Origin of the sequence: Streptococcus sp. 2020WUSS089, from assembly GCF_044427405.1 — a bacterium.
Classification (GTDB): domain Bacteria; phylum Bacillota; class Bacilli; order Lactobacillales; family Streptococcaceae; genus Streptococcus; species Streptococcus hashimotonensis.
In genome coordinates this window covers 487,671-509,697 of sequence record NZ_JAOTGD010000001.1, presented here as the reverse complement: position 1 = coordinate 509,697, position 22,027 = coordinate 487,671, and the positions used below count along the sequence as shown (strand labels likewise).

At 37.0% G+C, this 22,027-nt stretch carries 15 protein-coding genes, 9 tRNA genes, 1 rRNA gene and 5 pseudogenes; 18 read left to right on the top strand and 12 right to left on the bottom strand.

Annotated features, from left to right (window positions below):
- The first annotated feature begins 10 nt into the window (after positions 1-10).
- The 10 genes from rrf to ODU46_RS02370 all read left to right on the top strand — a co-directional run bounded on the left by rrf (position 11) and on the right by ODU46_RS02370 (position 999).
- Positions 11-126 (top strand): 5S ribosomal RNA (rrf, locus tag ODU46_RS02415).
- 5 nt (positions 127-131) lie between these two features.
- Positions 132-204 (top strand) — tRNA-Val (locus ODU46_RS02410).
- A gap of 2 nt (positions 205-206) precedes the next feature.
- Positions 207-279: transfer RNA gene (locus tag ODU46_RS02405), tRNA-Asp, on the top strand.
- Positions 280-366: 87 nt separating this feature from the next.
- Positions 367-439, top strand: a tRNA-Lys gene (locus ODU46_RS02400).
- A 3-nt stretch (positions 440-442) separates the two neighbouring features.
- A tRNA-Leu gene (locus tag ODU46_RS02395) sits at positions 443-524 on the top strand.
- A 14-nt stretch (positions 525-538) separates the two neighbouring features.
- Positions 539-611 (top strand) — tRNA-Thr (locus ODU46_RS02390).
- Positions 612-623: 12 nt separating this feature from the next.
- Positions 624-695 (top strand) — tRNA-Gly (locus ODU46_RS02385).
- A 7-nt stretch (positions 696-702) separates the two neighbouring features.
- Positions 703-786, top strand: a tRNA-Leu gene (locus ODU46_RS02380).
- A gap of 18 nt (positions 787-804) precedes the next feature.
- A tRNA-Arg gene (locus tag ODU46_RS02375) sits at positions 805-878 on the top strand.
- Between the two features lie 47 nt (positions 879-925).
- A tRNA-Pro gene (locus ODU46_RS02370) sits at positions 926-999 on the top strand.
- A 120-nt stretch (positions 1,000-1,119) separates the two neighbouring features.
- On the opposite strand, the pseudogene ODU46_RS02365 reads toward ODU46_RS02370, so the two are convergent.
- The 10 genes and pseudogenes from ODU46_RS02365 to ODU46_RS02320 form a co-directional block, all read right to left on the bottom strand.
- Positions 1,120-1,257 (bottom strand): annotated as a pseudogene (locus ODU46_RS02365) (transposase); the annotation flags it as partial.
- A gap of 102 nt (positions 1,258-1,359) precedes the next feature.
- The gene (locus tag ODU46_RS02360; protein ID WP_398579177.1) at positions 1,360-3,033 is read right to left on the bottom strand and encodes a recombinase family protein; all 1,674 of its coding nucleotides are present in this window, start codon (positions 3,031-3,033) and stop codon (positions 1,360-1,362) included.
- Between the two features lie 390 nt (positions 3,034-3,423).
- A pseudogene (locus ODU46_RS02355) lies at positions 3,424-4,886 on the bottom strand (IS1182 family transposase).
- Between the two features lie 228 nt (positions 4,887-5,114).
- Complete coding sequence (locus ODU46_RS02350; protein WP_398579176.1) at positions 5,115-5,549, bottom strand: hypothetical protein; 435 nt, start codon at positions 5,547-5,549, stop codon at positions 5,115-5,117.
- Between the two features lie 222 nt (positions 5,550-5,771).
- A complete protein-coding gene (locus ODU46_RS02345) occupies positions 5,772-7,898 on the bottom strand; it encodes a heavy metal translocating P-type ATPase (protein WP_105116190.1) in 2,127 nt (708 codons plus the stop codon).
- A gap of 19 nt (positions 7,899-7,917) precedes the next feature.
- Positions 7,918-8,055, bottom strand: a pseudogene (locus ODU46_RS02340) (CopY/TcrY family copper transport repressor); the annotation flags it as partial.
- Between the two features lie 8 nt (positions 8,056-8,063).
- Positions 8,064-9,506, bottom strand: coding sequence for a multicopper oxidase family protein (locus ODU46_RS02335; protein WP_024378135.1), 1,443 nt, complete (start codon positions 9,504-9,506; stop codon positions 8,064-8,066).
- A gap of 17 nt (positions 9,507-9,523) precedes the next feature.
- Positions 9,524-9,973 carry a CopY/TcrY family copper transport repressor gene (locus ODU46_RS02330; protein ID WP_024378136.1) on the bottom strand — a complete coding sequence of 150 codons (450 nt, stop codon included), beginning with the start codon at positions 9,971-9,973 and terminating at the stop codon, positions 9,524-9,526.
- Positions 9,974-10,437: 464 nt separating this feature from the next.
- The gene (gene cadX / locus ODU46_RS02325) at positions 10,438-10,776 is read right to left on the bottom strand and encodes a Cd(II)/Zn(II)-sensing metalloregulatory transcriptional regulator CadX (RefSeq protein ID WP_000711078.1); all 339 of its coding nucleotides are present in this window, start codon (positions 10,774-10,776) and stop codon (positions 10,438-10,440) included.
- Between the two features lie 11 nt (positions 10,777-10,787).
- A complete protein-coding gene (locus ODU46_RS02320) occupies positions 10,788-11,402 on the bottom strand; it encodes a CadD family cadmium resistance transporter (RefSeq protein WP_024411951.1) in 615 nt (204 codons plus the stop codon).
- A 122-nt stretch (positions 11,403-11,524) separates the two neighbouring features.
- Between ODU46_RS02320 and ODU46_RS02315 the strand changes: the two are divergent.
- Positions 11,525-11,626: pseudogene (locus ODU46_RS02315) on the top strand (IS3 family transposase); the annotation flags it as partial.
- A gap of 1,240 nt (positions 11,627-12,866) precedes the next feature.
- Positions 12,867-14,339: a plasmid recombination protein gene (locus ODU46_RS02310; RefSeq protein ID WP_024378623.1), complete on the top strand. Its 1,473-nt coding sequence runs from the start codon at positions 12,867-12,869 to the stop codon at positions 14,337-14,339.
- Positions 14,340-14,659: 320 nt separating this feature from the next.
- Here the strand turns inward: ODU46_RS02310 and rlmD are convergent.
- Positions 14,660-16,009: pseudogene (gene rlmD, locus ODU46_RS02305) on the bottom strand (23S rRNA (uracil(1939)-C(5))-methyltransferase RlmD); the annotation flags it as partial.
- A 37-nt stretch (positions 16,010-16,046) separates the two neighbouring features.
- Here rlmD and recX point away from each other — a divergent pair.
- From recX to ODU46_RS02285, 4 genes are all read left to right on the top strand, one after another.
- Positions 16,047-16,823 (top strand): recombination regulator RecX, encoded by a 777-nt coding sequence (gene recX, locus ODU46_RS02300; protein WP_398579175.1) that lies wholly within the window; start codon positions 16,047-16,049, stop codon positions 16,821-16,823.
- A gap of 75 nt (positions 16,824-16,898) precedes the next feature.
- Positions 16,899-17,432 (top strand): DUF402 domain-containing protein, encoded by a 534-nt coding sequence (locus ODU46_RS02295; RefSeq protein ID WP_004194106.1) that lies wholly within the window; start codon positions 16,899-16,901, stop codon positions 17,430-17,432.
- Between the two features lie 57 nt (positions 17,433-17,489).
- Entirely contained in the window at positions 17,490-17,807 is a 318-nt protein-coding gene (locus ODU46_RS02290) for a DUF960 domain-containing protein (protein ID WP_029186355.1), read from the top strand.
- Positions 17,808-17,906: 99 nt separating this feature from the next.
- The gene (locus ODU46_RS02285) at positions 17,907-18,638 is read left to right on the top strand and encodes a GntR family transcriptional regulator (protein WP_004194101.1); all 732 of its coding nucleotides are present in this window, start codon (positions 17,907-17,909) and stop codon (positions 18,636-18,638) included.
- Positions 18,639-18,780: 142 nt separating this feature from the next.
- Here the strand turns inward: ODU46_RS02285 and ODU46_RS02280 are convergent, their stop codons facing one another.
- Positions 18,781-19,491, bottom strand: a complete 711-nt coding sequence (locus ODU46_RS02280; protein ID WP_015646515.1) for a GntR family transcriptional regulator — start codon at positions 19,489-19,491, stop codon at positions 18,781-18,783.
- 221 nt (positions 19,492-19,712) lie between these two features.
- Between ODU46_RS02280 and ODU46_RS02275 the strand changes: the two genes are divergently transcribed.
- Together ODU46_RS02275 and ODU46_RS02270 are read left to right on the top strand one after the other, a co-directional pair.
- Positions 19,713-21,485 (top strand): beta-galactosidase family protein, encoded by a 1,773-nt coding sequence (locus ODU46_RS02275; RefSeq protein ID WP_205027066.1) that lies wholly within the window; start codon positions 19,713-19,715, stop codon positions 21,483-21,485.
- Positions 21,486-21,538: 53 nt separating this feature from the next.
- The gene (locus tag ODU46_RS02270; protein WP_205027067.1) at positions 21,539-22,024 is read left to right on the top strand and encodes a PTS sugar transporter subunit IIB; all 486 of its coding nucleotides are present in this window, start codon (positions 21,539-21,541) and stop codon (positions 22,022-22,024) included.
- Positions 22,025-22,027: the final 3 nt, after the last annotated feature.

The following is a 22,027-nucleotide window of genomic DNA, read 5'->3' as shown; positions in this document are numbered from 1 at the left end:
GACTCAACAGTTAAGTGACGATAGCCTAGGAGATACACCTGTACCCATGCCGAACACAGCAGTTAAGCCCTAGAACGCCTGAAGTAGTTGGGGGTTGCCCCCTGTTAGATACGGTAGTCGCTTAGCAAATTGGGAGTTTAGCTCAGCTGGGAGAGCATCTGCCTTACAAGCAGAGGGTCAGCGGTTCGATCCCGTTAACTCCCATAGGTCCCGTAGTGTAGCGGTTATCACGTCGCCCTGTCACGGCGAAGATCGCGGGTTCGATTCCCGTCGGGACCGTTGAAACATCACAGTGTGATGTTTCAAGTAATATAGCTAAGGAAAGACGGGAGTCTTTCTACATAATTATTAGTTCTATAATTTAAAGACTCGTTAGCTCAGTTGGTAGAGCAATTGACTTTTAATCAATGGGTCGCTGGTTCGAGCCCAGCACGAGTCATATGCGGGTTTGGCGGAATTGGCAGACGCACCAGATTTAGGATCTGGCGCTTTCGGGCGTGGGGGTTCAAGTCCCTTAACCCGCATAGAATAGAAATAGGCCGGCTTAGCTCAGTTGGTAGAGCATCTGATTTGTAATCAGAGGGTCGCGTGTTCAAGTCATGTAGCCGGCATTAGGAAAGATTGCGAACGTAGTTCAGTGGTAGAACACCACCTTGCCAAGGTGGGGGTCGCGGGTTCGAATCCCGTCGTTCGCTTTGAGAGGCCGGGGTGGCGGAACTGGCAGACGCACAGGACTTAAAATCCTGCGATGGCAACATCGTACCGGTTCGATTCCGGTCCTCGGCATGAAGATTATAATAGTTAGCACCCTTAGCTCAACTGGATAGAGTACCTGACTACGAATCAGGCGGTTAGAGGTTCGAATCCTCTAGGGTGCATCACTCGCTTAATGGAGACGTTAGGGGAGCTTTATTTTTAATAGTATCGGGAAGTAGCTCAGCTTGGTAGAGTACTTGGTTTGGGACCAAGGTGTCGCAGGTTCGAATCCTGTCTTCCCGATTATTGGGCTCTTTGTCAACTATAGTGGGTAGATGAAAAGCTAACACCTAGAGAGGACGAACTTCGTTCTCTCTTTTTTTTATCTCTTTCCTATTTTTTCAGGAGATAAGCTGAAAAGGGCTATTCCCAGCCCTTTTCACTGTTCAAAGCATCAAAATCGATTTTTCTAGTTTTCATCTTCCTGAAACCAAAGGCATTTCTCTTAATGACTTTGATGAGATTATTGGTAGCTTCCAGTTTGGCGTTGGAAAATGTGAGTTTTGTTGTTTTTCAGTGTAGGTCATATGGGACTTTTTTCGACACTCAAAAAGGCACTATATGACCATAGTGGGTTTACCCCTCATAGTCTTATAGTGCCTTTTATTTTTTGCTTAGTTTAACAACCGCCTCACCCGGTGTACTATTGTCCAAACTAATTTCTAAGTCTTCCTCAATGATTGGAAGCTTGAAATGAATGGCTTTTACCCAACGTCCTGCTTTATTTTTGTCATCATAAATTTCGACTTTTTCAATCAACATCTGACACAATCGCTTCTTGTCGATATCTTCCATGACGTCCATAAATGATGCAAAGTTAACTAATATTTTATAAATATTATCAGCGGTCATTTTATCTTTTAGGATTACCTCTCGTTTAGATTCACTTGTCTCAATTAGCATTTCTACATCTGCTAATTTATCATAAATAGTATTTAATCTCATATCTAAATCAATTGACTTTTGCTGAAAATGAGGATCTTCAAAATTTAAGGAGTCAATCTGTTGGATTAAATTCATTTTAGTTGCACTTAATTGGCGAAAGAGACTTTTATATTGTTCAATTTCACTGTCTATCCTACTTGTATCAACCTGAATATTTATTTTCTCTTGCAGTTTTCGTGCAAAATCAGGTCTTGAAACTAACTTACTAATGATTGATAATACTTCATGGTCTAAATTTCCTGTTTTAAGCTGTTTATTAAATGTGCACTTATGACCATCTACATGTTTTCTATGTTTACAAGCATAGTAGTAATAGTTTTTATAGTATTCATCTTTCTTATTTTTATTTCGCTTGATACTTTTATTTCCATAAAGCCCAGCATTGCATAATGGACATTTTATCAACCCTGAAAGTATATAGATAGAATCGCCCTTGTTTGGATTCTCACGTTTATACTTATGGGCATTAGCTTCTCGTTTTTTCCTCACTTTTTTCCAAGTCTCATCGTCAATAATTGCTTCATGGATTCCGTCTGTTAGAATATAATTTTCAGACTGCGTGACTTTCGTTTCACCAGAAATTTTATCTCGAGTGCTTTCACGCCGTCCAAAAGCAATTTTTCCATTGTAAACTGGATTGTCTAAGATTCTTGCAATGCCACTTGATGAAAAATATGGAAGCGTACTATTGTGTCGAATTGGTTTCTTTATATCTAGGTTGGCTAAATGCTTGGCAATAGCTATAGTGCCCATATCACTGTTGGCAAATAAATCAAAAATCATCTTTACGGATTCAGCTTCTTCATGATTTACTTGTAATTGACCATTAACAAGGGAATATCCTACAGGCGCAAATCCACCATTCCATTGACCAGCTCTCGCTTTTTGTCTACGACCTTCCATAGCTTGAGAAATAATATTCTCTCTTTCCATTTCAGCAACTGCCGACAAGATCGTAATAACTAACTTTCCTGAATCCTTTGAACTATCCAGTCCATCATCAACGCAAATCAGATTTACACCATGAGATTCCATAATAGCTAGAGATTTTAAAGTATCCGCAGCATTCCGACCAAAACGTGATAATTTGAATACAAGTACATAGTCCACCTTATCTTTCTCTGCTTCGATGTCTGATATCATGTTCATAAATTCCGTTCGTCCTAGCATGGTTTTACCAGATTTCCCAGCGTCTTGATAGGTTTTCACAATCTCAATATCAAAAGCATTGGCATATTGCTGAATTTTTGCTTCTTGAGCATCTAATGAAAATCCTTCAACCTGCATAGTCGTAGATACCCTTGTATAGATATAGGCTTTCTTTCGCTTCATTTAATTTCTCCTTGAAAAGTTTGACCAAAAAATACCCTTATAATCTTAAGGGTATTTTAACTCTTTTTAGAAAAGAATACAAGCAACTACTCATCAGTATACAGGTTTTCTTCCTTGATTGGTAAATTTGAGCAATCAATGTTGTCTCCATATTTCAGAAGCATTTCTTCCAAAAATCTCACTAGTTCATCCATAGATGACCTCCAAGTGAAATTATTTGACTCTGATTCCTCATTACAAAAGGCAGAAGTAGTTGCTTGTAGAAATGTAAATCATGTAAGTTCATGATAAACTCCTTCTATAACTCAACTATATTCTGCCATTTTTTGGAAATTATAAAAAAACCGTTAATGAATTTGATATTAGTTTTAATTCCATGCAAAAATCTTCTTACAGAAGGTAAGAAGATTTCAGAATGAAGACAAACATCTCAACTGGTGTTTGTCTTTTTCTATTTTCTAGCCTAAAATTTTGTCTTTTTGCCAGAATAGTGGCTGTTTGTACAATATAAAAAGGCTTCCCCGCCCTCATTTTTACCAATTTCTTGAGATTTAAACACGCCAAAGTCAGTCCAACCTTATCTGCCATTTTGGACTTGCCTTTCTCTCTTGTATAACGGAGATTGTGGTACTCTTTGGCTGTCCCAAAGAGGCGTTCAATGGTTTCTTTCCGCTTCTGGTAAAGTTCCTTCATACCTTTCCTGTGCCGAATCTCTTCACAGGTTTCTAAAGCCTCTTTCCAAATGTGTCGCGTCACCACTTTCTGCTTGTTCTTGCTTTCTGTACAAATGGATAGAAGTGGACAGGAAGCACAGATAGCTGGATCACTCTTATATTCCCGATAACCTTCCCTGGTGTAGTACGATAGGTTAAGACCTGATTCTCAGGACAGATATAACAGTCATAGTATTCATCGTAAACAAAATCCTTCGAGCGTAGTTTTCCCTTCTTCCCTTTCGGTCGTGTGTAAGGAAAAACTGGCGTAATCTCTTGTTCCAGGAGGAAGTGAGCGATACTTGGGGTCTTATAGCCTGAATCGGCAATGAGAAAGTTAGGCTGAAAGGGTTGGAGCTTGGCGAAGATTGCAGGAAAGGCCTGACTGTCATGGACATTGCCAGCCTCAACGCTATAAGCCAGAGCCCAACCATACTTATCACACGCAACCTGAGCTGTGTAGGCAAATATTTCTTTATGATCTCCCTTGTGAAACCAGCCACTTTCAGGATCAGTTGTAGAAATTTTCTTAGCGACGGGCCCCTCCTCTTTTGCGGGCCCTAGCGGCTTTTTTGCATGCTTTCCTCTATCTCTATTGATTTCAATCTCTAACTGCTCACTCATAAACTTGGCTTGCTTTTCAACTTCACGATTGATGAATTTGCGGTTATTCGCCGCAGCCTTAATATGGGTACCGTCAATAAAAATTTCTGTCGGATCTATGAATCCTGCATTGACACAGAGCCCTAAGATATGGGTAAAAATGCCTTCAATGACCTGTCTATCTTGAAAACGACGGACATAGTTCTTTCCGTAGGTAGTGAAATGAGGTACCTTATCATCCAGTCGAAGACCAAGAAACCAACGGTAAGCCGTGTTGACTTCAATTTCCTTAATGGTTTGGCGCATGGAACGAATGCCGAAGAGACACTGCAGGATTGGAATTTTAATGAGCAGAACAGGGTCAAGACTAGGACGCCCTGTTTCATCGCTATAGCTATCTGCGACTAAGTCATAGATAAAGGAAAAGTCAATAGCTTCCTCTATTTGACGAAGGAGATGATCTTGAGGAACAAGGTCATCTAAACTGTAGAAACCAAATTGACCGCGATTGTAGTCTGGGTTTTCTTTGTGTAACATAGCGATTCTCCCTCTACTTATTAGCTAGTATTCCTATCACTATTATACTACTTTATACATGAAAAAGCCGTTAGAAATTAAATTCTAACGACTTTGTCTTCAATCTGAAATCTTCTTACAGAAGGTAAGAAGATTTTAGTTTTAAAACATTGTTAGATGTGTACTAGAAGTATATATACAGTACGATTAAACACAACTCTTGTCAACATTTTAAAAATTATTATCCACTTAAAAAATTGCCTCATTCATCAACTTCATTTCATAAGGAATTAGCTTTGAACTTATTTGCGAAATATTATCCTTTAGATATTGGATAATATTAGGATAACCAGTTAACTCCTCTGGTAATTTTACTTTCTTGACTGCTGAACAAGGTACCCCATAATCAATTAAGAATTGTAATCTTTCATCAACTTGTTCATTTTCTAATAAAGAAGCAAACACGCTATAGTCCCCGCACTTCATTTTTGATTGGCTAAAAACATATCTTTGAATAGAATCAACAACAGCAAGAAGCTTGGGAATCTCAAAATTTGCATCAGTTCTCTGAAATTTCAGCATATAATCGATAGCCCGATCCAAAGGATCTTTCTTATTTTTTTTAACATAGTAATCGTATTGTTCATAAATCAATTCTTTGAATGATAGATTTATAAATTTCAAGGCTGTTACTGCTTTATTTTGACTATAGCCATACTCATCTCTATGCTTCAGGTACTTATATCCTAAAAATAATCAGTTCTATAATAAATTAAAAATCGTGTTGGTAGAAAAATCGTCTACTTCTACCAACACGATTTTACAAAGAGCCAGTACTTACATCTCTTTTTCTCCTGTAAAACTATTGTATCTTGATACTTTAAGGAGTTTCAATCATTCGATCTGTTAACCGTTATTTTTTGGATCTAAACTTAATAACATAGCATTAATGGCGACGATGACTGTTGACACAGACATTAGGATTCCTCCTAATGCAGGGCTTAATGTGATACCAATAGGAGCCAAAATTCCTGCAGCTAGAGGGATAGCTATAAAGTTATAACCAGCTCCCCAAAATAGGTTTTGTTTCATTTTACGAGTTGTTTTGTGTGCTAATTCAATGAATGATTCAATATCTCCTGGATCGGATTGAGTCAATATGACATCAGCTGAATCCAATGCAACTTGAGTTCCAGCACCTACAGCTATACCAACATCTGCTAAGGCAAGAGAAGGAGCATCATTTACACCATCACCTACCATGATAACTTTCTTTCCTTCATCTTTAAGTGTTTTAACTAACTCATATTTGTCTTGTGGAGATTGATTTGATCTATACTCAATCCCTAAAACTTCTGCCGCGCCTTGAGCCGCTTTTTCATTATCACCTGTTGCCATAATTGGTTGAATATTGTTCTTTTTAAGAGCTTTAATTAACTCTTTACTCGTTGGTTTTAATTCGTCCCCTAAAGCTACAGCACCAATGGCATCATCGTTTTCTACTAAGACACTAAGAGTTGCTCCTTTTGGAATATCCATATCAAGATTACGTCCATAGGCTTTTTGACTGATTAATTGGTAACGGTGCCCACCTGCTTTACCCTCTACTCCAGAACCGGAAATCACATCAATCGAATCAAAAGATGCTGGACGTATATCTTGCTGCTCGGCGAACCTTATAATTGATTGAGCAATTGGGTGGCTAGATCCTCCTTCAATACCTGCCAATAAGGCAATGATTTCCTCTTTTGTATATTTGTCATTAAGAAGTTTTACATCTAATACTTTAAATTCACCAGTTGTTAAAGTACCCGTTTTATCTAAAATTATCACATCTGCATCTTGAGCTATTTCTAAGGCTTGGCGGTCTTTTACTAGTAAGCCACGGCTAGCCCCTAAGCTTGTGCTTCGGGCGGTTACCAATGGAATAGCCAGACCCAATGCGTGCGGACAAGCAATAACTAATGTAGTAATAGTAAATATAACTGCCGTTGGGATATCTCCAATAATCATCCACACTACAAAAGCAATTAGCGCGACAATAACAGCAATATAGAAGAGCCACCCTGCAACCTTTTGCGCAATATTTTCTGCCCTGGAAGGCTGACTTTGAGCTTGGCTAATTAAAGTCTGTACTTGAGAGATAAAGGATTGATCACCTGTCTCATTCACTTTAATATAAAGAACCCCTTCTCCATTTGTTGAGCCTCCGATTACTTCATCGCCAGGACCTTTTTTAACTGCTTTTGATTCTCCAGTCAAAAGAGCTTCATTCACACGTGATTCGCCACGCTCGATAGTTCCGTCTGCTGGCACATTTTCTCCGGCTTGAACACGAATTAAATCTCCTACCTGTAAGTCAGCAACTGGACGTATTTCAATTGAATCATCTTCTAACACAACGTGAGCATCTTTTGGTACCAACTTAGCCAATGCTGCTTGTGCGTCTCCTGCTTCTCCAATAGCTTTCATCTCAATCCAGTGACCTAATAACATGATTAATAATAATGAAGCAAATTCAAAGAAAAAGTCCATCACGTGTCCACCCGTTACGTAGGTAATGATAACAGCATAAATACTGTATAAATATGAAACACTTATACCTAAAGAAACTAGAGCCATCATTCCAGGTTCTTTTTGTTTAAATTCATCAACTGCGCCTTGATAGAATGGACGTCCACCATAAATAATTAATATAGTAGATAAAATAGCTACTACAATATCAGAATATGGAAAAGTAAACTGGAATGGTAGTTCAAATCCATACATAGGAGATAAGAGCATAATAATGATTCCTAGTGGCAATGATTTTAAGAAAAGTTCCTTAAAGTTACCGTGATGATGGTGTTCATGCCCTCCGTGCCCACTGTGGTCATGCCCACTGTGCCCGCTGTGATCATGCTCAGCATGATGTTCTTGATGTTGATTCTTATGGTCTCCATGTTCTTCCGTGCTTACGTACTCATGTTTTGAATGATCCATGTCGCCATGATTATGGTGACAGTGGGATAAATGTTTGTTATTATTGTTCATTTTAAATTCCTCCTTATTCTTAATGATGATGTAAATGACACTCGCATTGTCTTTCTGGACAATTGCAATCCACTTCTTCTACTGCGAAAGATTTTTTTATCTCTAATATTTTTTCTAGTCGATCTATATCATCGAAGCTTAAGACATGATCTTCAATATTATTTATTATTCTACTTTAATTTGTCCCATCATACCTGCTTCTTCATGTTCAAGAATGTGACAGTGGTACATATAAGTACCCTTCTTATTAAACTTAACTATAAGTCTTACTTTTTCGTTAGGCTCAATATATACAGTATCTTTCCATCCGCTCTCCTCTGGAGAAGGCGCATTACCGTTTCTTGATAGAATTTGAACCTGTGTGCCATGAATATGGAATGGGTGCCCCATTTCATGCATCATAGATCCTGGGTTTGTAATTTCCCAAATCTCTGTATCTCCAAGCTTCACTGTTTCATCAATTCTATTCATATCAAACTTTATACCGTTTATTGATACCATTTGACCCATACCTTGAAGCTCAAAGCTTCTTATCTTAGTAGCTTGTGCTTCTGACATTCTTTCTATATTCGTTAAAGTGCTAGGTACTTCAGTATCATCTTTCCCATCGCCTTTAACATTAAAGGTCATAATGGCTTCCTTATTACTCATAAGTGATAGCTGCGTTCCCTTTTCATACTTTGAAAAGTCCACTATTATCTCTGCTCTTTCCCCAGGTGATAACATAATATTTCTCTGGCTAACCGGTTTTTCTAAAAATCCACCATCAGATGCTATTTGATAGAATCCATCTCTATTATCTAACTTCAAATTAAAGTTACTTGCATTAGCACCATTAACTATTCTAAATCTCATCTTGACTCTATTAACCTCTAAATTAGGTTTAATAGCTCCGTTAACTATGATAGTATCCCCTGTTGCTCCATCCATCATATTTGTATTATAAATAAAACTGCCGTCCTTGCCAAAGCTTCTATCTTGAATTACTAAAGGTATATCATTTACTCCATATTCCTTAGGAATATTTAAGCTTTTTGATACTTCATCATCCACATAGAATAGTCCTGCTAAACCTTTATAAACTTGGGTAGCAGTATTTCCTCCAAAGTGCGGATGATACCACAATGTTGCAGCCTGTTGATTTACTGTAAAACTAGGCTCCCAAGTTGTTCCTGGTTCAATTCCTTGATGAGGGCCCCCATCCTTTTCTCCTTCTACCTCTAGTCCATGCCAGTGAACTGTAGTTGCTTCTTTTAGCTTGTTATTTACGTGCACATTTACTTGCTCACCTTTACTTACTCTGATGACAGGGCCTAAGAAACTTCCGTTGTACCCCATAGTTCGTGTCTTGGTATTTGGTAAAAATGAAGTTTCTCTTTCTTGAGGTTCTAAAGTAAAATCCGCAATATTAGGATCTGGATTTTTATCCTCTAATAGTGGTGGTATAGGAAGTGTACTTTTTGTTTTACTTGTTTGAATATCTATATTAACTGCACTCTGGTTTATTTTAAAATAACTAATCATTGGTTCTAAAAGTGTAATATATCCAACTGCAGTTAATACGACTGTAAGTCCAATACCTAATAACATATGTTTATTCTTACTCATTTTTATTCCTCCTTATGTTAATGATGATGTAAATGACACTCGCATTGTCCTTCTGGACAATTGCAAGCCACTTCTTCTACTGCGAAAGATTTTTTTATCTCTAATATTTTCTCTAGTCGATCTATATCATCGAAGCTTAAGACATGATTTTCAATGATGCTTCCTATTACATTTCCAACTTTCTTATTGCAAATACGGTTAAAAATATCTTCTGCATAATCCCTTACGGCTTCTTTCTCTACAATATTGGCAGTGTAAATAAACTTTCTACCTTCTTGCTCTGTATTTAGTACGCCTTTTTCAACTAATCGACCTAAGATCGTTTTGATAGTGGATTCTGTCCAGTCCATTTTTTCTTTCAATACAGAGATGACTATTTTACTAGTTACTCGATCATTTGCCCAAACTACACGCATTACTTCCCATTCAGCATCTGTGATAGAAGTATTAAGTTCTATTGTGCTCATTTTCCTTTCCTCCTTGTCATTTACAAATGTAAACGAATATGTTCAAAATAAGTCTACTATTGTAAACGAAATTTGTCAAGTCTTTTTATTAAATTCTCACTTTTTGGGGTCAGTCCCTTAAAACTGAAAGTTTTAAAATGAAATTAGCCATCTACCTATACTGTGAGATGAAGGCTACGACTCATTCTGATAAGTCATCGATTTCATTTGATGACAGGTTTGGAGCTGTTAGGCAAATTTGCCAAGGCTAATCATAGCCTTGCTTTAGCCCAAAAAAGACATCCAAGAGATTTCTCTTGAATGTCTGTAAACGCTGATATAATCGTAGGTCGCTTTGCTTTAAATTATACTTTTTTCTTAAACATTTGATACGAGTAGGTATTTCTTGTGAGTAATTTTCATCAAAAATTTCATATATAATCTTCCTATGATCATGGAAAAGTAGAAAGTAGTAAAAATAGTTGTTATCCTAGTTGATTAAAAAAATCTCTGATTTCCTCATCTTTTATAAAATAATATATAATTTTCCCCTCTCTTCTAGTGTCCAAGATGTTTTGATTGGCTAGTTTACGAAGATGGTGGGAGGCAGATGCCATACTGAGATTTAATAAACAGGCTATATCGCAGACACAGAGTTCTTCGACGGCAAGGAGATAAAAGATGATATTTATCTGTTTATTATCGGTAAATTTTGATAAAATACGAAGTGATTTTTGGACTTTTTCCTTTTCAAGGTAGTTCGTTGCGGTTGTAACATTTTGTTGATTTATAACATCCACTTGACAGATACTATCTTTTTTCATAATTTTTTCTCCTAGCCTAACACAGCCCATAGCATGTCAAAGCTGTTGTTTTCAATCAGGATATACATCCCCAATCCTAAATAGACAACGGCAATAAACCATCTACTATATTTTTCCAAAGTTTCTCCGACAGAAGGGACTTGTGCCAATTTTTGGGCAGAAAAAACCAAGAGATAAATCATGACTAGAAAGGTAAGTAAAGCCACTATCAAATTCGCTAAATTTAAGGTAGTAAAATATGGGACAAAGACACCAATATTGTCAGCACCACAACTTGCAAAAGTAATCATAGCGACTAGAAAAATCAGGTTTTTATTATCTTTGCTCAAACCTTCTTTGGCAATAGCTTCTCCATCAGAATCTCCTAAAAGCAAAACTTTGAGGCCTAGGAAAATTGGAATCAAACCGAGCAAACCTAAAATCTCTTTACTAGGAATATAATCTAAGACAAATGCAAAAAGCAAACTTAGCAATATTAGACTAACAGAGCCTAGAAATTGTCCTAAATAGATGTTAATGATGTCTTTTCTGCTTTTTCTTTTGGCAAAAAATAACATTAGGATAATAAGTAAGTCTACGGCTGTCCCAGAATACAGGATTATTGAAGTAACAATATTTTGAATCATAAAACACCTCATTCAAATATATTTTTGAATGTATTCTAACATTAAACTTTATAGATGTCAACTTAAAATCCACCAATTAATAATTGCATATCAATATTTGTATTGTGTAGTTTCAGAAATATATTGTAATTCAAATTGTAGAAAATTACATCAAATATTATAATGAAAAAAGAATCCAACAAAAATTGGACTACCTGTCTCCGGTTGAATACCGGAGACGGTAGCCCTAGGGTGTTTTTATTAAATTCTCACTTTTTTGGGGTCAGTCCCACGACCGTTGATTGAGCTTAAAACTATTTCGATTTATGAGCCATTGGAAATCTCGTATGATGAATATATGTCTAATTGCAAACATTAACTAGAGTAATAGCCTAGTTAATAAGCATGGGAGGGAGTTATAAGCTCTCTCTTTTTTGTCTGCGCTGTTCGCGGACAAATCGCACGTTGATTCGTGCGACGGGCGAAGACCATTTTTTGCTGATAATTTTAGCGCAGCTGAAATTATTTTGTTAGCAAAAGATGGGCAAGCAAAAATTGCGTGAAGCAATTTTTTCGGTGCGTAGTTCGCGCCGATTTTTTCGAGGCCACTTTTGTGGGCCGAAAAAGCAGTGAATTTTTTGAACCGTGAGGGTCAAAAAAGGGGTGCAACCCATAGCCCTCGGCAGAGCGTTTGTAGTTTTGATGAACCGTAGGGTTGTCAAAACTACAAAAACGTTACTTTTTGACAAAAAGTAACAAAAACCTCTGTTACTTGCTTCTCAAATTTTTTAATGAAAATCATTGAGTCTAATTTATTTGGCGAGGAATAGCGGAGCGCCTCGCCGTTGTTCGCTATTCGAGCAATCATAACACAAAATTTTAAGATATTGATAATTTAGAAATTAAGATACCAATCTTAAATAATCACTTTTCTACAAAAATAATGGGGTCATTTATCTATCCATTTTTTAAGTCATAATGGGTAACTTTATAAAACCATTATCTGTTAAAGAATGGATTACTTTATTGGTCCGCTATTTTTGAAAATATGGGCTTCTTTAATTAGTCCATTAATTTAGAGAATATGGACTAGTTTATTCAGCCATATATTATACAATTATGGACTACTTTACTTGGCCTTTTATTTTACAAACATGGATTACTTTATTAGCCAATGTTTTTCAATCATGGAGTAATTTATGAATCCATTATTACAGCCAAAATGGTCAACTATACAAAACCATTAATCGCTTAAATATGGATTACTTAAATAGTCAATACATTTTTCTATAATGGACTCGTTAAGGTGTCAATTTCATTCTAATAGTAAGAGATTGGTCTCCATAGATTTCAGTCCTAAAGAATAAAACATCAGTAATTAATTACTTGGTTCAGGGATAGTTCCCAATAAATTCATTCTCAAATTTTTAAAATGAGTTTTTAAGGCATACTGTATTAAAGAAAAATTTTTAAGGAGTATACGTGATGCCAAAATTAACTATTTCATTTAAAACAAATCCGAGAATGACAAACATTCGACATAATAATAGAGATTTAACAGAAAAAGAATGGAAGAGCCCAGAACATTCACATATTCTTAGAGATAAAAGTCATCAAAATATTGTAGTTAAACAATTAGATATTCGAGAGCTATATGAAAAGGAATTTGGACCTTCTTTGCAGGAATACAATGAAAAGCAGATAAGAAATGATCGAAAAATCAAGGATTATTATAAACATGTTGGTAAACTTGATACCTTAGATCAACAAAGAGAGTTTATCATTGGTATTGGATCAAAAGCGGATTGGGATGAATTACCAGAAGGATATAAACTCAACATAGGGATATATTTAGCTAAATATGCACAAGATTTCGAAAAACGTCATCCACATTTCCGTGTTTATAATGCAGTAGTGCATCTGGATGAAAAAGGTGCTCCGCATTTACATTTAAATGTAGTTCCCATCGCAGACGGTTATAAAAATGGTCTCTCTAAACAGCCCAGCTTTTCAAAAGCATTGAAGCAAGAGGGATTTACAGAAAAAGGAAAATTTCAACTTATGGCTTTTCGCAACAACGAAATTAAAGTCCTTGAGACAATGTTGAAAGAAATGGCAGTCGAACGTAAAAAAGTAGGTACGAACAAGATTAAAGACATGCGTGAATATAAAGAAATGATGGCTGAACTTGAGGAGGAAAAAGGAAAGAAACTGAATGAGATTAAAGCTGAAATCACTTCTGAGGTCTCAAAAGTAGAAAAAGAATTTGCAAAAAAGAAAGAGAAGTTGAATACACTTGAAAAAGAGATTGATAGAAAAACACAATCAATTGAACAATATGATAATGTCATCCATTCAAAGCAAGAGTCTGTTAATAAGTTAGATGAAAAGTTTGAAGCTAAAGCTGATAAACTAGAATTACTATTAGCTCAAGAAAAAGCTATAAATGCTATCAACGAACAATTATTAAAGGATATTGGAATTAAAGAGGATAAGAATTACCTATTTACCAAGGACTTTAAAGTAGAGGAACGTGGACTAATTGGAAAAAAAGAAAAATTTGCAGTTGTACCTTTAAAAATTTTTGAAAAAATGTTATACCAAGTAAATACCAAACCTATGAAACAAATTTTAGACGATTTTATTGATAAAGTCTTTAACAATAGTATTGTCAAAGGATTAAAAAAGAAAATTAGCCAATTGACTGGTGAATTGAAAAGAGCTAGAGTACAACTTCAACATGAGAGGTCAGTACGCATTGCTGAACAAAAAGAAGCGGAGAAAAAAATGGATTCGCTATTGAAGGAAGTGCAGCCTGCAATGAACCTATACGAAGATTTTCAAAACTATCTCACTGAAAATGATAAGAAAAAAGTATTTGAACGCATCGAAAAACACAAAAAATTACACCAAAAACAAATAAGTAAAAATCGCAATACAAATGATTATGAACGTTAAAAAGTGCAGATCAATTCTGCACTTTTTAATTTATTTAATTACTCAATCATTCCAAACCAAGTTAACGCATCGATGATAGCTTGTTCTTTTTTGGGTGGACAATTTGGAACTCTTTGATTTTCTTTCTTAGAGTGATTATAGTTCTCTCGCTCGATTATCCCAAGTTTCCTTTTTACTTGTGCAATGTTAAGGGTAGATACTTTTAATTCAAATTTTCTAAAGACATAATCTTTGATTTCTGAATAAGTGGCATCCTTCTTGACAGAAATATCTTTGAGATCTTCTTCATTGATTTCAAGATCAATATGATGGTTGATATCTCGTTTGGACAATTTCACAACCGCCTCGGTCCGTGCTGTGTGGGGAAACATGTCGACAGATTGAATGTATTCTACCTTGTAGGCTTTGCTTAGCTCAACAAGGTCCCTTGCAAGAGTGGAGACGTTGCAGGATACGTAAACCATTTTAGCTGGTTTGTAATCCAAAATGGTTTTGAGGAGCTTTTCATCGAGTCCAGTTCGTGGAGGATCAACTACCAAGGCATCGGCCCTGTAGCCTTCTTGGTACCACTTTGGAATGATTTCTTCTGCTTTACCTGCCTCATAGTGGGTATTGGATAGTCCCATTCGCTTAGCGTTTGCTTTAGCATCCTCGATGGCTTCTGGAATAATGTCCATACCGCGAACAGATTTGACCTTTTTAGCAAAGGCGAAGCCGATTGTGCCCACGCCACAGTAGGCATCAATCAAGTTTTCATCTCCTGAAATGTCCAAAGCCTTGACAGCCTCGCCGTAGAGAATTTCTGTTTGTTGGGGATTTAGTTGGTAAAATGCCCGTGGAGATAGTGAGAATTCGTAATCTAAAACAGCCTCATCGATAGCTTGTTCTCCCCATAAAATTTCTGTTTTTTCACCATAAATATCACTCGTTTTCTGTCTATTCCAGTTTAGAGCAATAGTGATTATACTTGGAAATTGACTGGTGAGTTCATCAATTAATTTAGTAAGATTAACCTGACAAGAGGTGATAAAGATCACTTGAACTTGGCCTGTTTTTCGAGCCTTGCGGACCATAACCGTGCGGATTCCATGTTGCTTGCGCTCATTGTAAATAGGGATACGGTGCTTGGTGAGTAGCTTTGCGATTCCGTTGATAATCTCTTGTGTTTCGGCATCTTGGACGTAACAATTCGTAATTCCAATCAAGCGATGGGAATTTTCTGCATAGAGACCGGCCTTGACTTGATCTTTGAAAGATCGAGTCTGGAACTGTAATTTGGCACGATAGTGGCTTGGCTTATCCATACCAATTGTTGGATAAATAGTGTAGTTTTCGTAGCCAGCTGGTTTGAACTTTTTTAGGGCCTGCTGCAAGAGATCTTGTTTGAAGTCTAATTGTTTATCATAGCGGAGGTGCATGATTTGACAACCACCACAGGCTTGATAGATGTCACAGGCAGGCTTGACACGGAATTTTGATTCCTTGTTGATTTTTAACAATTTTGCTTCAACGAAATTTCGTTTGACTGAGGTAATTTGACAAAAAATTTCTTCCCCCTTAAGGGCACCAGGGACAAAGACTAGCGTTTTTTGATAAAATCCGATACCTTCTCCGTTGATGCCCATTCGTTTGATTTTTAAGGGGATTCGTTGGTTTACTTGTAGATTCATATTATTATTTTACCGAAAAATCCTGTATAATGAAAGAATGAGAATTAGAAAAATTGAAAAGAAGAAACGTCTTTATTTACTTGAAGTGGATGGTCAGGATAGTTTGTATATTACGGAAGACACAATTGTTCGCTTCATGCTTAGTAAGGGAAAGGAAATCACGGAGCAGGAGTTTTGTGAGCTTCGCGATTTTGCTCAGTTTTCTTATGGGAAAAATCTAGCACTTTATTACCTTTCCTTCAAGCAACGTACCAAAAAAGAAGTTAGTGATTATCTAAAAAAATATGAAATTGAAGAAAACAATATTGTCAAGATTGTGACGGTATTAGAAGAGGAAAAATGGCTGGACGATGGGAATTATGTTGATAGCTATGTTCGTCAGAATGCTCTAAATGGAGATAAGGGACCAGCTATGATTCGTCAGAAGTTGATGCAGAAAGGAATTCCTAAACCGCTGATTGATAAAAGGCTGGCTGAGGAAGATTTTTCAGAGCTTGCTTGGAAGATTGGGGAGAAATTGGTGGGTAGATACCAAAGAAAGTTGCCTCTTCGAGCTTTGCAAGATAAAGTTGTACAGGGATTGATGGGTAAGGGGTTTTCTTATGAGACGGCCAAACAAAGCCTGGGTCAGTTGGAACTTGTGGCTGATGAGGAAAATGAAGATGATTTAATCGCCAAGGAATTGGATAAGCAGTATAGAAAATATAGTCGTAAATATGAAGGCTATGAATTGAAGCAAAGGTTGATACAGGCTTTAGCTCGAAAGGGTTATGACTTTGATCGGATTCAGACTGTCCTTCGTGATTATCTGTGAAAAAATTTAGCCTAGGTTAGAAAAATATGATATAATAGTCAAGATAAATTGTAATTGTAGAAAGTTGGTAACAAAGTGAAATTACCAAAGGAAGGCGACTTTATTACAATTCAAAGTTATAAGCATGACGGTGAAATTCATCGCACTTGGCGTGACACCATGGTATTAAAAACAACGGAAAATGCTATTATTGGAGTCAATAATCATACCTTAGTGACTGAAAATGATGGTAGGCGTTGGGTAACAAGAGAGCCAGCAATCGTTTATTTTCATAAAAAATACTGGTTCAATATCATTGCAATGATTCGTGAAAACGGAGTTTCCTATTATTGTAACCTTGCTAGTCCATATGTTCTCGACAATGAGGCACTCAAATACATTGATTATGACCTAGATGTTAAGGTCTTTGCTGATGGTGAAAAGAGACTGCTGGACGTGGATGAATATGAGCGTCATCGTAAGGCGATGAAGTATTCGGATGATATTGATTTTATTTTGAAGGAAAATGTCAAGATACTGGTTGATTGGATTAATAACCAGCGCGGACCATTCTCTCCAGCCTACGTTAATATCTGGTACAAACGCTATTTAGAACTGAGAAGTAGATAAAGTTAGAAAAGAAAATCCTGTTTTACAGGCTTTTTTCTTATTGTAAAGGAGGGGCTTATGGCCTTTGAACAAACAAATGGGCGCTATGCAAGTTTTGGAGTTGTGACCTCGCTTCCTGGGGAAGTGATTGATAGTTTCTGGTATGTTATTGATCACTACTTAAAAGGAGTTATTCCTTTGAAAAATGTAATCCGTTTTTCTATCAAAAATCGTCGTGGTAAGATTACGCTGGTCTTTTCGCAGGAAGGTTATAAAAATGTACTGGCTGTAGATTTAGGTAGTCGTTTTGATCCTTTTTATCCCTCAACAATCTTGGTAATGGACAAGCAGGGAAAAGAGACCATTACTTTGCCAGATGAGGTGACCTTGCTTTAGCTTGAAGAGCTGGTATTTTATCACATAAGATATTGTTAATATATGAAATTTGGTGTAAAATAGATTTGTAAGCTTATGTGGGTTAGAAAGGAGGAGTCTATGGTTAGTCAAACTGTTGAAAAACCTCTCTATTTGCAGTTGGTTGATGAATTGGAAGTTGCAATTCGTGAGAGGATGGCTCCGAATGACAAGTTATTTTCAGAGCGTGAGTTGACACAGGTTTATGGTGTCAGTCGTATTACAGTTCGTTTGGCTTTGCAAGAATTGGAAAAACGTGGCTTAGTCTATAAGAAGCATGGTAAGGGAACCTATGTATCTGAGATTTCAGATACTGCAGTTGATTTGTCTCAGGCCTATAGTTTTACTGAGCAAATGAAAAAAATTGGGAAAGTACCAAGGACATCGATTTTATCCTTTGAATTGGTTAAGGCGTCGGACTATATTGCGCAGCATCTACAACTTAGTCAGGGTGAGGAAGTGTTTGAAGTTGAACGTTTGAGACTTGCAGATGAGGTTCCGATGATGTTGGAAAGGACATATGTTCCTGCCTCGCTATTTCCTGGATTAGCTGCTCAGCGAATGAAGTCAACTCCCTTGTATGAAATTTTTTCAGAGGATTATCATCAGGTGATTCGTTTGGCAGAAGAAGAGTTCTATGCAAGTATTGCTTTGGATAATGAAGCTAAGATACTCGGAATTCCAAGCAATAGTCCAGTACTTCATTTGGTAAGAAAAACCTATAATGATAAGAATAGAATTATCGAGTTTACGTTTAGTATTGCTAGAGCGGACCAGTTTCGTTACAAGATTACCCATCAACGGGGATATTAGAATTAATACTCTTCGAAAATCAAGATTATTCGTTGTCAAGAGCCTTGATGAAATCCAGTTCTATCTTCGGTTTCGTTTCCTAGGCTACTTTTGATTGTTATTGGATATGAAAAAAACGCGGACGTTAGTCTGCGTTTTTTTTTTAGCGATGATTGGCTGTAATTTCAAATTTGTAATACTTCCAGTGTTTGTAAGTTTCAGTATATTCCATCACTTCACCGCTAGTACTGTTAGTAGTTGTTTTGTTTTGTAGTACAGCTGGTTCAGTCGCTTTTAATTTCAAATGAGTGGCAACCTCTTTTGGACATGGGCTGACAATTTCATTCGTTTCTACAAATGGTTCCTCGGACATGTGGATATTGTAGTCCAGTTTGAAGCGTTGATAGATTGATTGATAGTGCTCGAGTGGAGCATCTGGATTCTGGATATATCGTTGAGGGATGTATGAATTGTGGAAGATGTATGGAGTGTCTTCTGCTGCGCGGACGCGTACAATTTTATAATAAAACTCATTCTTATCAAGATTTAGTTTTTCAAGGATGTCGGGTTTATTGCCTTTTTCGCACGAGAGAACAGTAACCTTATCCTTATCCATAGGAAAAATCTCAATATCAGAAAATTCTACAAGACGTCCTTTGCGTGAACGGGATACAAAGGTTCCTTTACCTTGTTGACGAACGAGGTAGCCGTCTTTAACTAGTTCGTTTACTGCACGAATAACGGTAATAGAGCTAACGTTAAATAGTTTTGTTAATTCAGATTCTGTGTAAAATTTGTCGCCATTTTCAAATTTGCCAGAGATAATTTGCTGGCGTAAGTCGTTTTGTATAAGCTGGTACTTAGGTACTTTCATACTTATTTCCTTCCTTTCCATGGCTCATTATACTAAATTAATTGATGGAAATCAAAAAATATAGCTGGAATCCACAAAAAAAATAGATGTAATCCCTTTCGGAGTGAGGAAATAGAGGTGTTTGTAAAAAAAAGTAAAAAAATTTTAAAAAGTACTGGACATAACCACAAAGAAGTGTTAGTATATTAATAGAAAGGTAAGCGGTTGCATCGGAGGAAGAAATGAAAGAATTTTATATTGGAGACCAATTTTATTTGGACGGTGAACCCTTTAAGATTTTATCAGGCGCGATTCATTATTTTCGTGTCCATCCTGATGATTGGTACCATTCTTTGTATAACTTAAAGGCCCTTGGTTTTAATACGGTTGAAACCTATGTCCCTTGGAATATGCATGAACCTCGAAAGGGTGAGTTTTGTTACGAGGGTATATTGGATATTGAGCGATTTTTGAAATTGGCTCAAGAATTAGGGCTTTATGCAATTGTACGTCCTTCCCCTTATATTTGTGCGGAGTGGGAATGGGGTGGCCTCCCTGCTTGGTTGATGAAGGAAGAGCTTAGAGTACGTTCGAGTGATTCGGTGTACTTGCAGCACTTAGATGAATATTACGCTTCTCTTATTCCTAAATTGGCCAAGCTCCAACTCGCACAGGGTGGAAATGTACTTATGTTCCAAGTGGAAAATGAGTATGGCTCTTATGGTGAGGAGAAGGAGTATCTAAGATCGGTGGCTGGCTTGATGCGTAAACATGGTCTAACTGCTCCCTTGTTTACCTCGGACGGTTCTTGGCGAGCAACATTACGTGCAGGAACACTGATAGAGGACGATGTATTTGTAACAGGAAACTTTGGTTCTAAAGCTAGAGAGAATTTTGCAAATATGACGGCATTCTTTAATGAATATCAGAAGAATTGGCCACTCATGTGTATGGAATTTTGGGATGGTTGGTTCAATCGTTGGGGCGATGAAATTATTCGTAGAGAGCCGGAGGAAATGGTTGATTCGGTTATGGAATGTATCGAATTGGGCTCCTTGAATCTGTACATGTTCCATGGTGGAACAAATTTTGGTTTCATGAATGGTTGCTCTGCTCGTGGTCAAATTGATTTGCCTCAGGTAACTTCTTATGATTATGATGCTATATTGGATGAAGCTGGAAATCCTACTAAGAAGTTTTACCTTTTGCAACAACGTTTGAAAGAAGTCTATCCTGAATTAGAGTATGCAGAACCGCTTGTAAAAGAGGCAAAAGCTTTTTCAGATGTGTCGCTTCATGATAAGGTGAGTTTATTTGCTACTCTAGAAAATGTAAGCGATTGCGTAAAAGGGTTTTATCCTAAGAATATGGAAGAACTTGATCAGTCAACAGGTTATATTTTATATAGAACAGAGTTGGAGCGGGATAAGACAGAAGCGGAACGTTTCCGAGTGGTTGATGCGCGTGACCGTATCCAAATTTATGCAGATGGAAAATTCGTTGCAACTCAGTATCAGACTGAGATTGGTGATGATGTTGAATTGGATTTTAAAGATGACAAGCTAAAATTAGATATTTTGGTAGAAAATATGGGACGTGTCAACTATGGGCACAAACTAACGGCTCCTACCCAGTCTAAAGGGCTTGGTCGAGGTGCGATGGCTGATTTACATTTTATTGGTCATTGGGAAACCTATCCTTTGCATCTTGAGTCAGTTGAGGACTTGGATTTTAGTAAGGGCTGGGAGGAAGGTCAAGTTGCTTTCTATCGTTATCAGTTTGAACTGGATGAACTTGCGGATACTTACTTAGACATGACAGGTTTTGGTAAGGGAGTTGTTTTCGTTAATAATGTAAATATTGGACGTTTTTGGGAAAAAGGGCCAATCCTCTATCTCTATATTCCAAAAGGATACTTAAAGAAAGGAGCGAATGAAATAATTGTCTTCGAGACAGAAGGAAAATATAGAGAGAAGATTCATTTTTCACAAAGACCCGTTATAAAAGACTTGTAGAAATTTTAATCGGTTTCTGCCTAAAAGATTTATGAAGAAAAGGAGAACACTGTATGGCAATTATTGCTACGCGTATTGATGGTCGTTTGATCCACGGTCAGGTTGCTAACTTATGGACGACGAAATTGAACATCGGTCGTATCATGGTTATCGATGATGCTGTTGCTCAAAATGACATTGAAAAACAAGGACTGAAATTAGCATGTCCTCCAGGCGTAAAATTATCGATTTTACCGATTGAAAAGGCTGCTAATAATATTAAGGAGGGCAAGTATGATAGTCAACGTCTCTTGATTGTTGCTCGTCGTCCAGAAAACTTCCTTCGCTTGGTAGAGTATGGGGTTGAGCTCCCTGAGTTGAACGTAGGGAATATGTCTCAAACTCCGGAAACTCGTTCTGTAACTCGTTCTATTAACGTTGTAGATAAGGATATTGCAGATTTTGATGCCTTGGTGGCTAAGGGTGTAAAATTATTTGCACAAATGGTACCTGGCGATTTACCAAAAGACTTTATGCCATTATTGGATAAGGTTAGATAACAT

Bases quoted from the DNA above. Each gene is read 5' to 3' on its own strand.
- ODU46_RS02345 (WP_105116190.1), bottom strand. From the start codon at position 7,898: ATGAACAATAATAACAAACATTTATCCCACTGTCACCATAATCATGGC.
- ODU46_RS02285 (WP_004194101.1), top strand. From the start codon at position 17,907: ATGGTTAGTCAAACTGTTGAAAAACCTCTCTATTTGCAGTTGGTTGAT.
- cadX (WP_000711078.1), bottom strand. From the start codon at position 10,776: ATGAAAAAAGATAGTATCTGTCAAGTGGATGTTATAAATCAACAAAAT.
- ODU46_RS02320 (WP_024411951.1), bottom strand. From the start codon at position 11,402: ATGATTCAAAATATTGTTACTTCAATAATCCTGTATTCTGGGACAGCC.
- ODU46_RS02270 (WP_205027067.1), top strand. From the start codon at position 21,539: ATGGCAATTATTGCTACGCGTATTGATGGTCGTTTGATCCACGGTCAG.
- ODU46_RS02360 (WP_398579177.1), bottom strand. From the start codon at position 3,033: ATGAAGCGAAAGAAAGCCTATATCTATACAAGGGTATCTACGACTATG.
- ODU46_RS02275 (WP_205027066.1), top strand. From the start codon at position 19,713: ATGAAAGAATTTTATATTGGAGACCAATTTTATTTGGACGGTGAACCC.
- ODU46_RS02310 (WP_024378623.1), top strand. From the start codon at position 12,867: ATGCCAAAATTAACTATTTCATTTAAAACAAATCCGAGAATGACAAAC.
- ODU46_RS02290 (WP_029186355.1), top strand. From the start codon at position 17,490: ATGGCCTTTGAACAAACAAATGGGCGCTATGCAAGTTTTGGAGTTGTG.
- ODU46_RS02335 (WP_024378135.1), bottom strand. From the start codon at position 9,506: ATGAGTAAGAATAAACATATGTTATTAGGTATTGGACTTACAGTCGTA.
- ODU46_RS02330 (WP_024378136.1), bottom strand. From the start codon at position 9,973: ATGAGCACAATAGAACTTAATACTTCTATCACAGATGCTGAATGGGAA.
- ODU46_RS02280 (WP_015646515.1), bottom strand. From the start codon at position 19,491: ATGAAAGTACCTAAGTACCAGCTTATACAAAACGACTTACGCCAGCAA.
- recX (WP_398579175.1), top strand. From the start codon at position 16,047: ATGAGAATTAGAAAAATTGAAAAGAAGAAACGTCTTTATTTACTTGAA.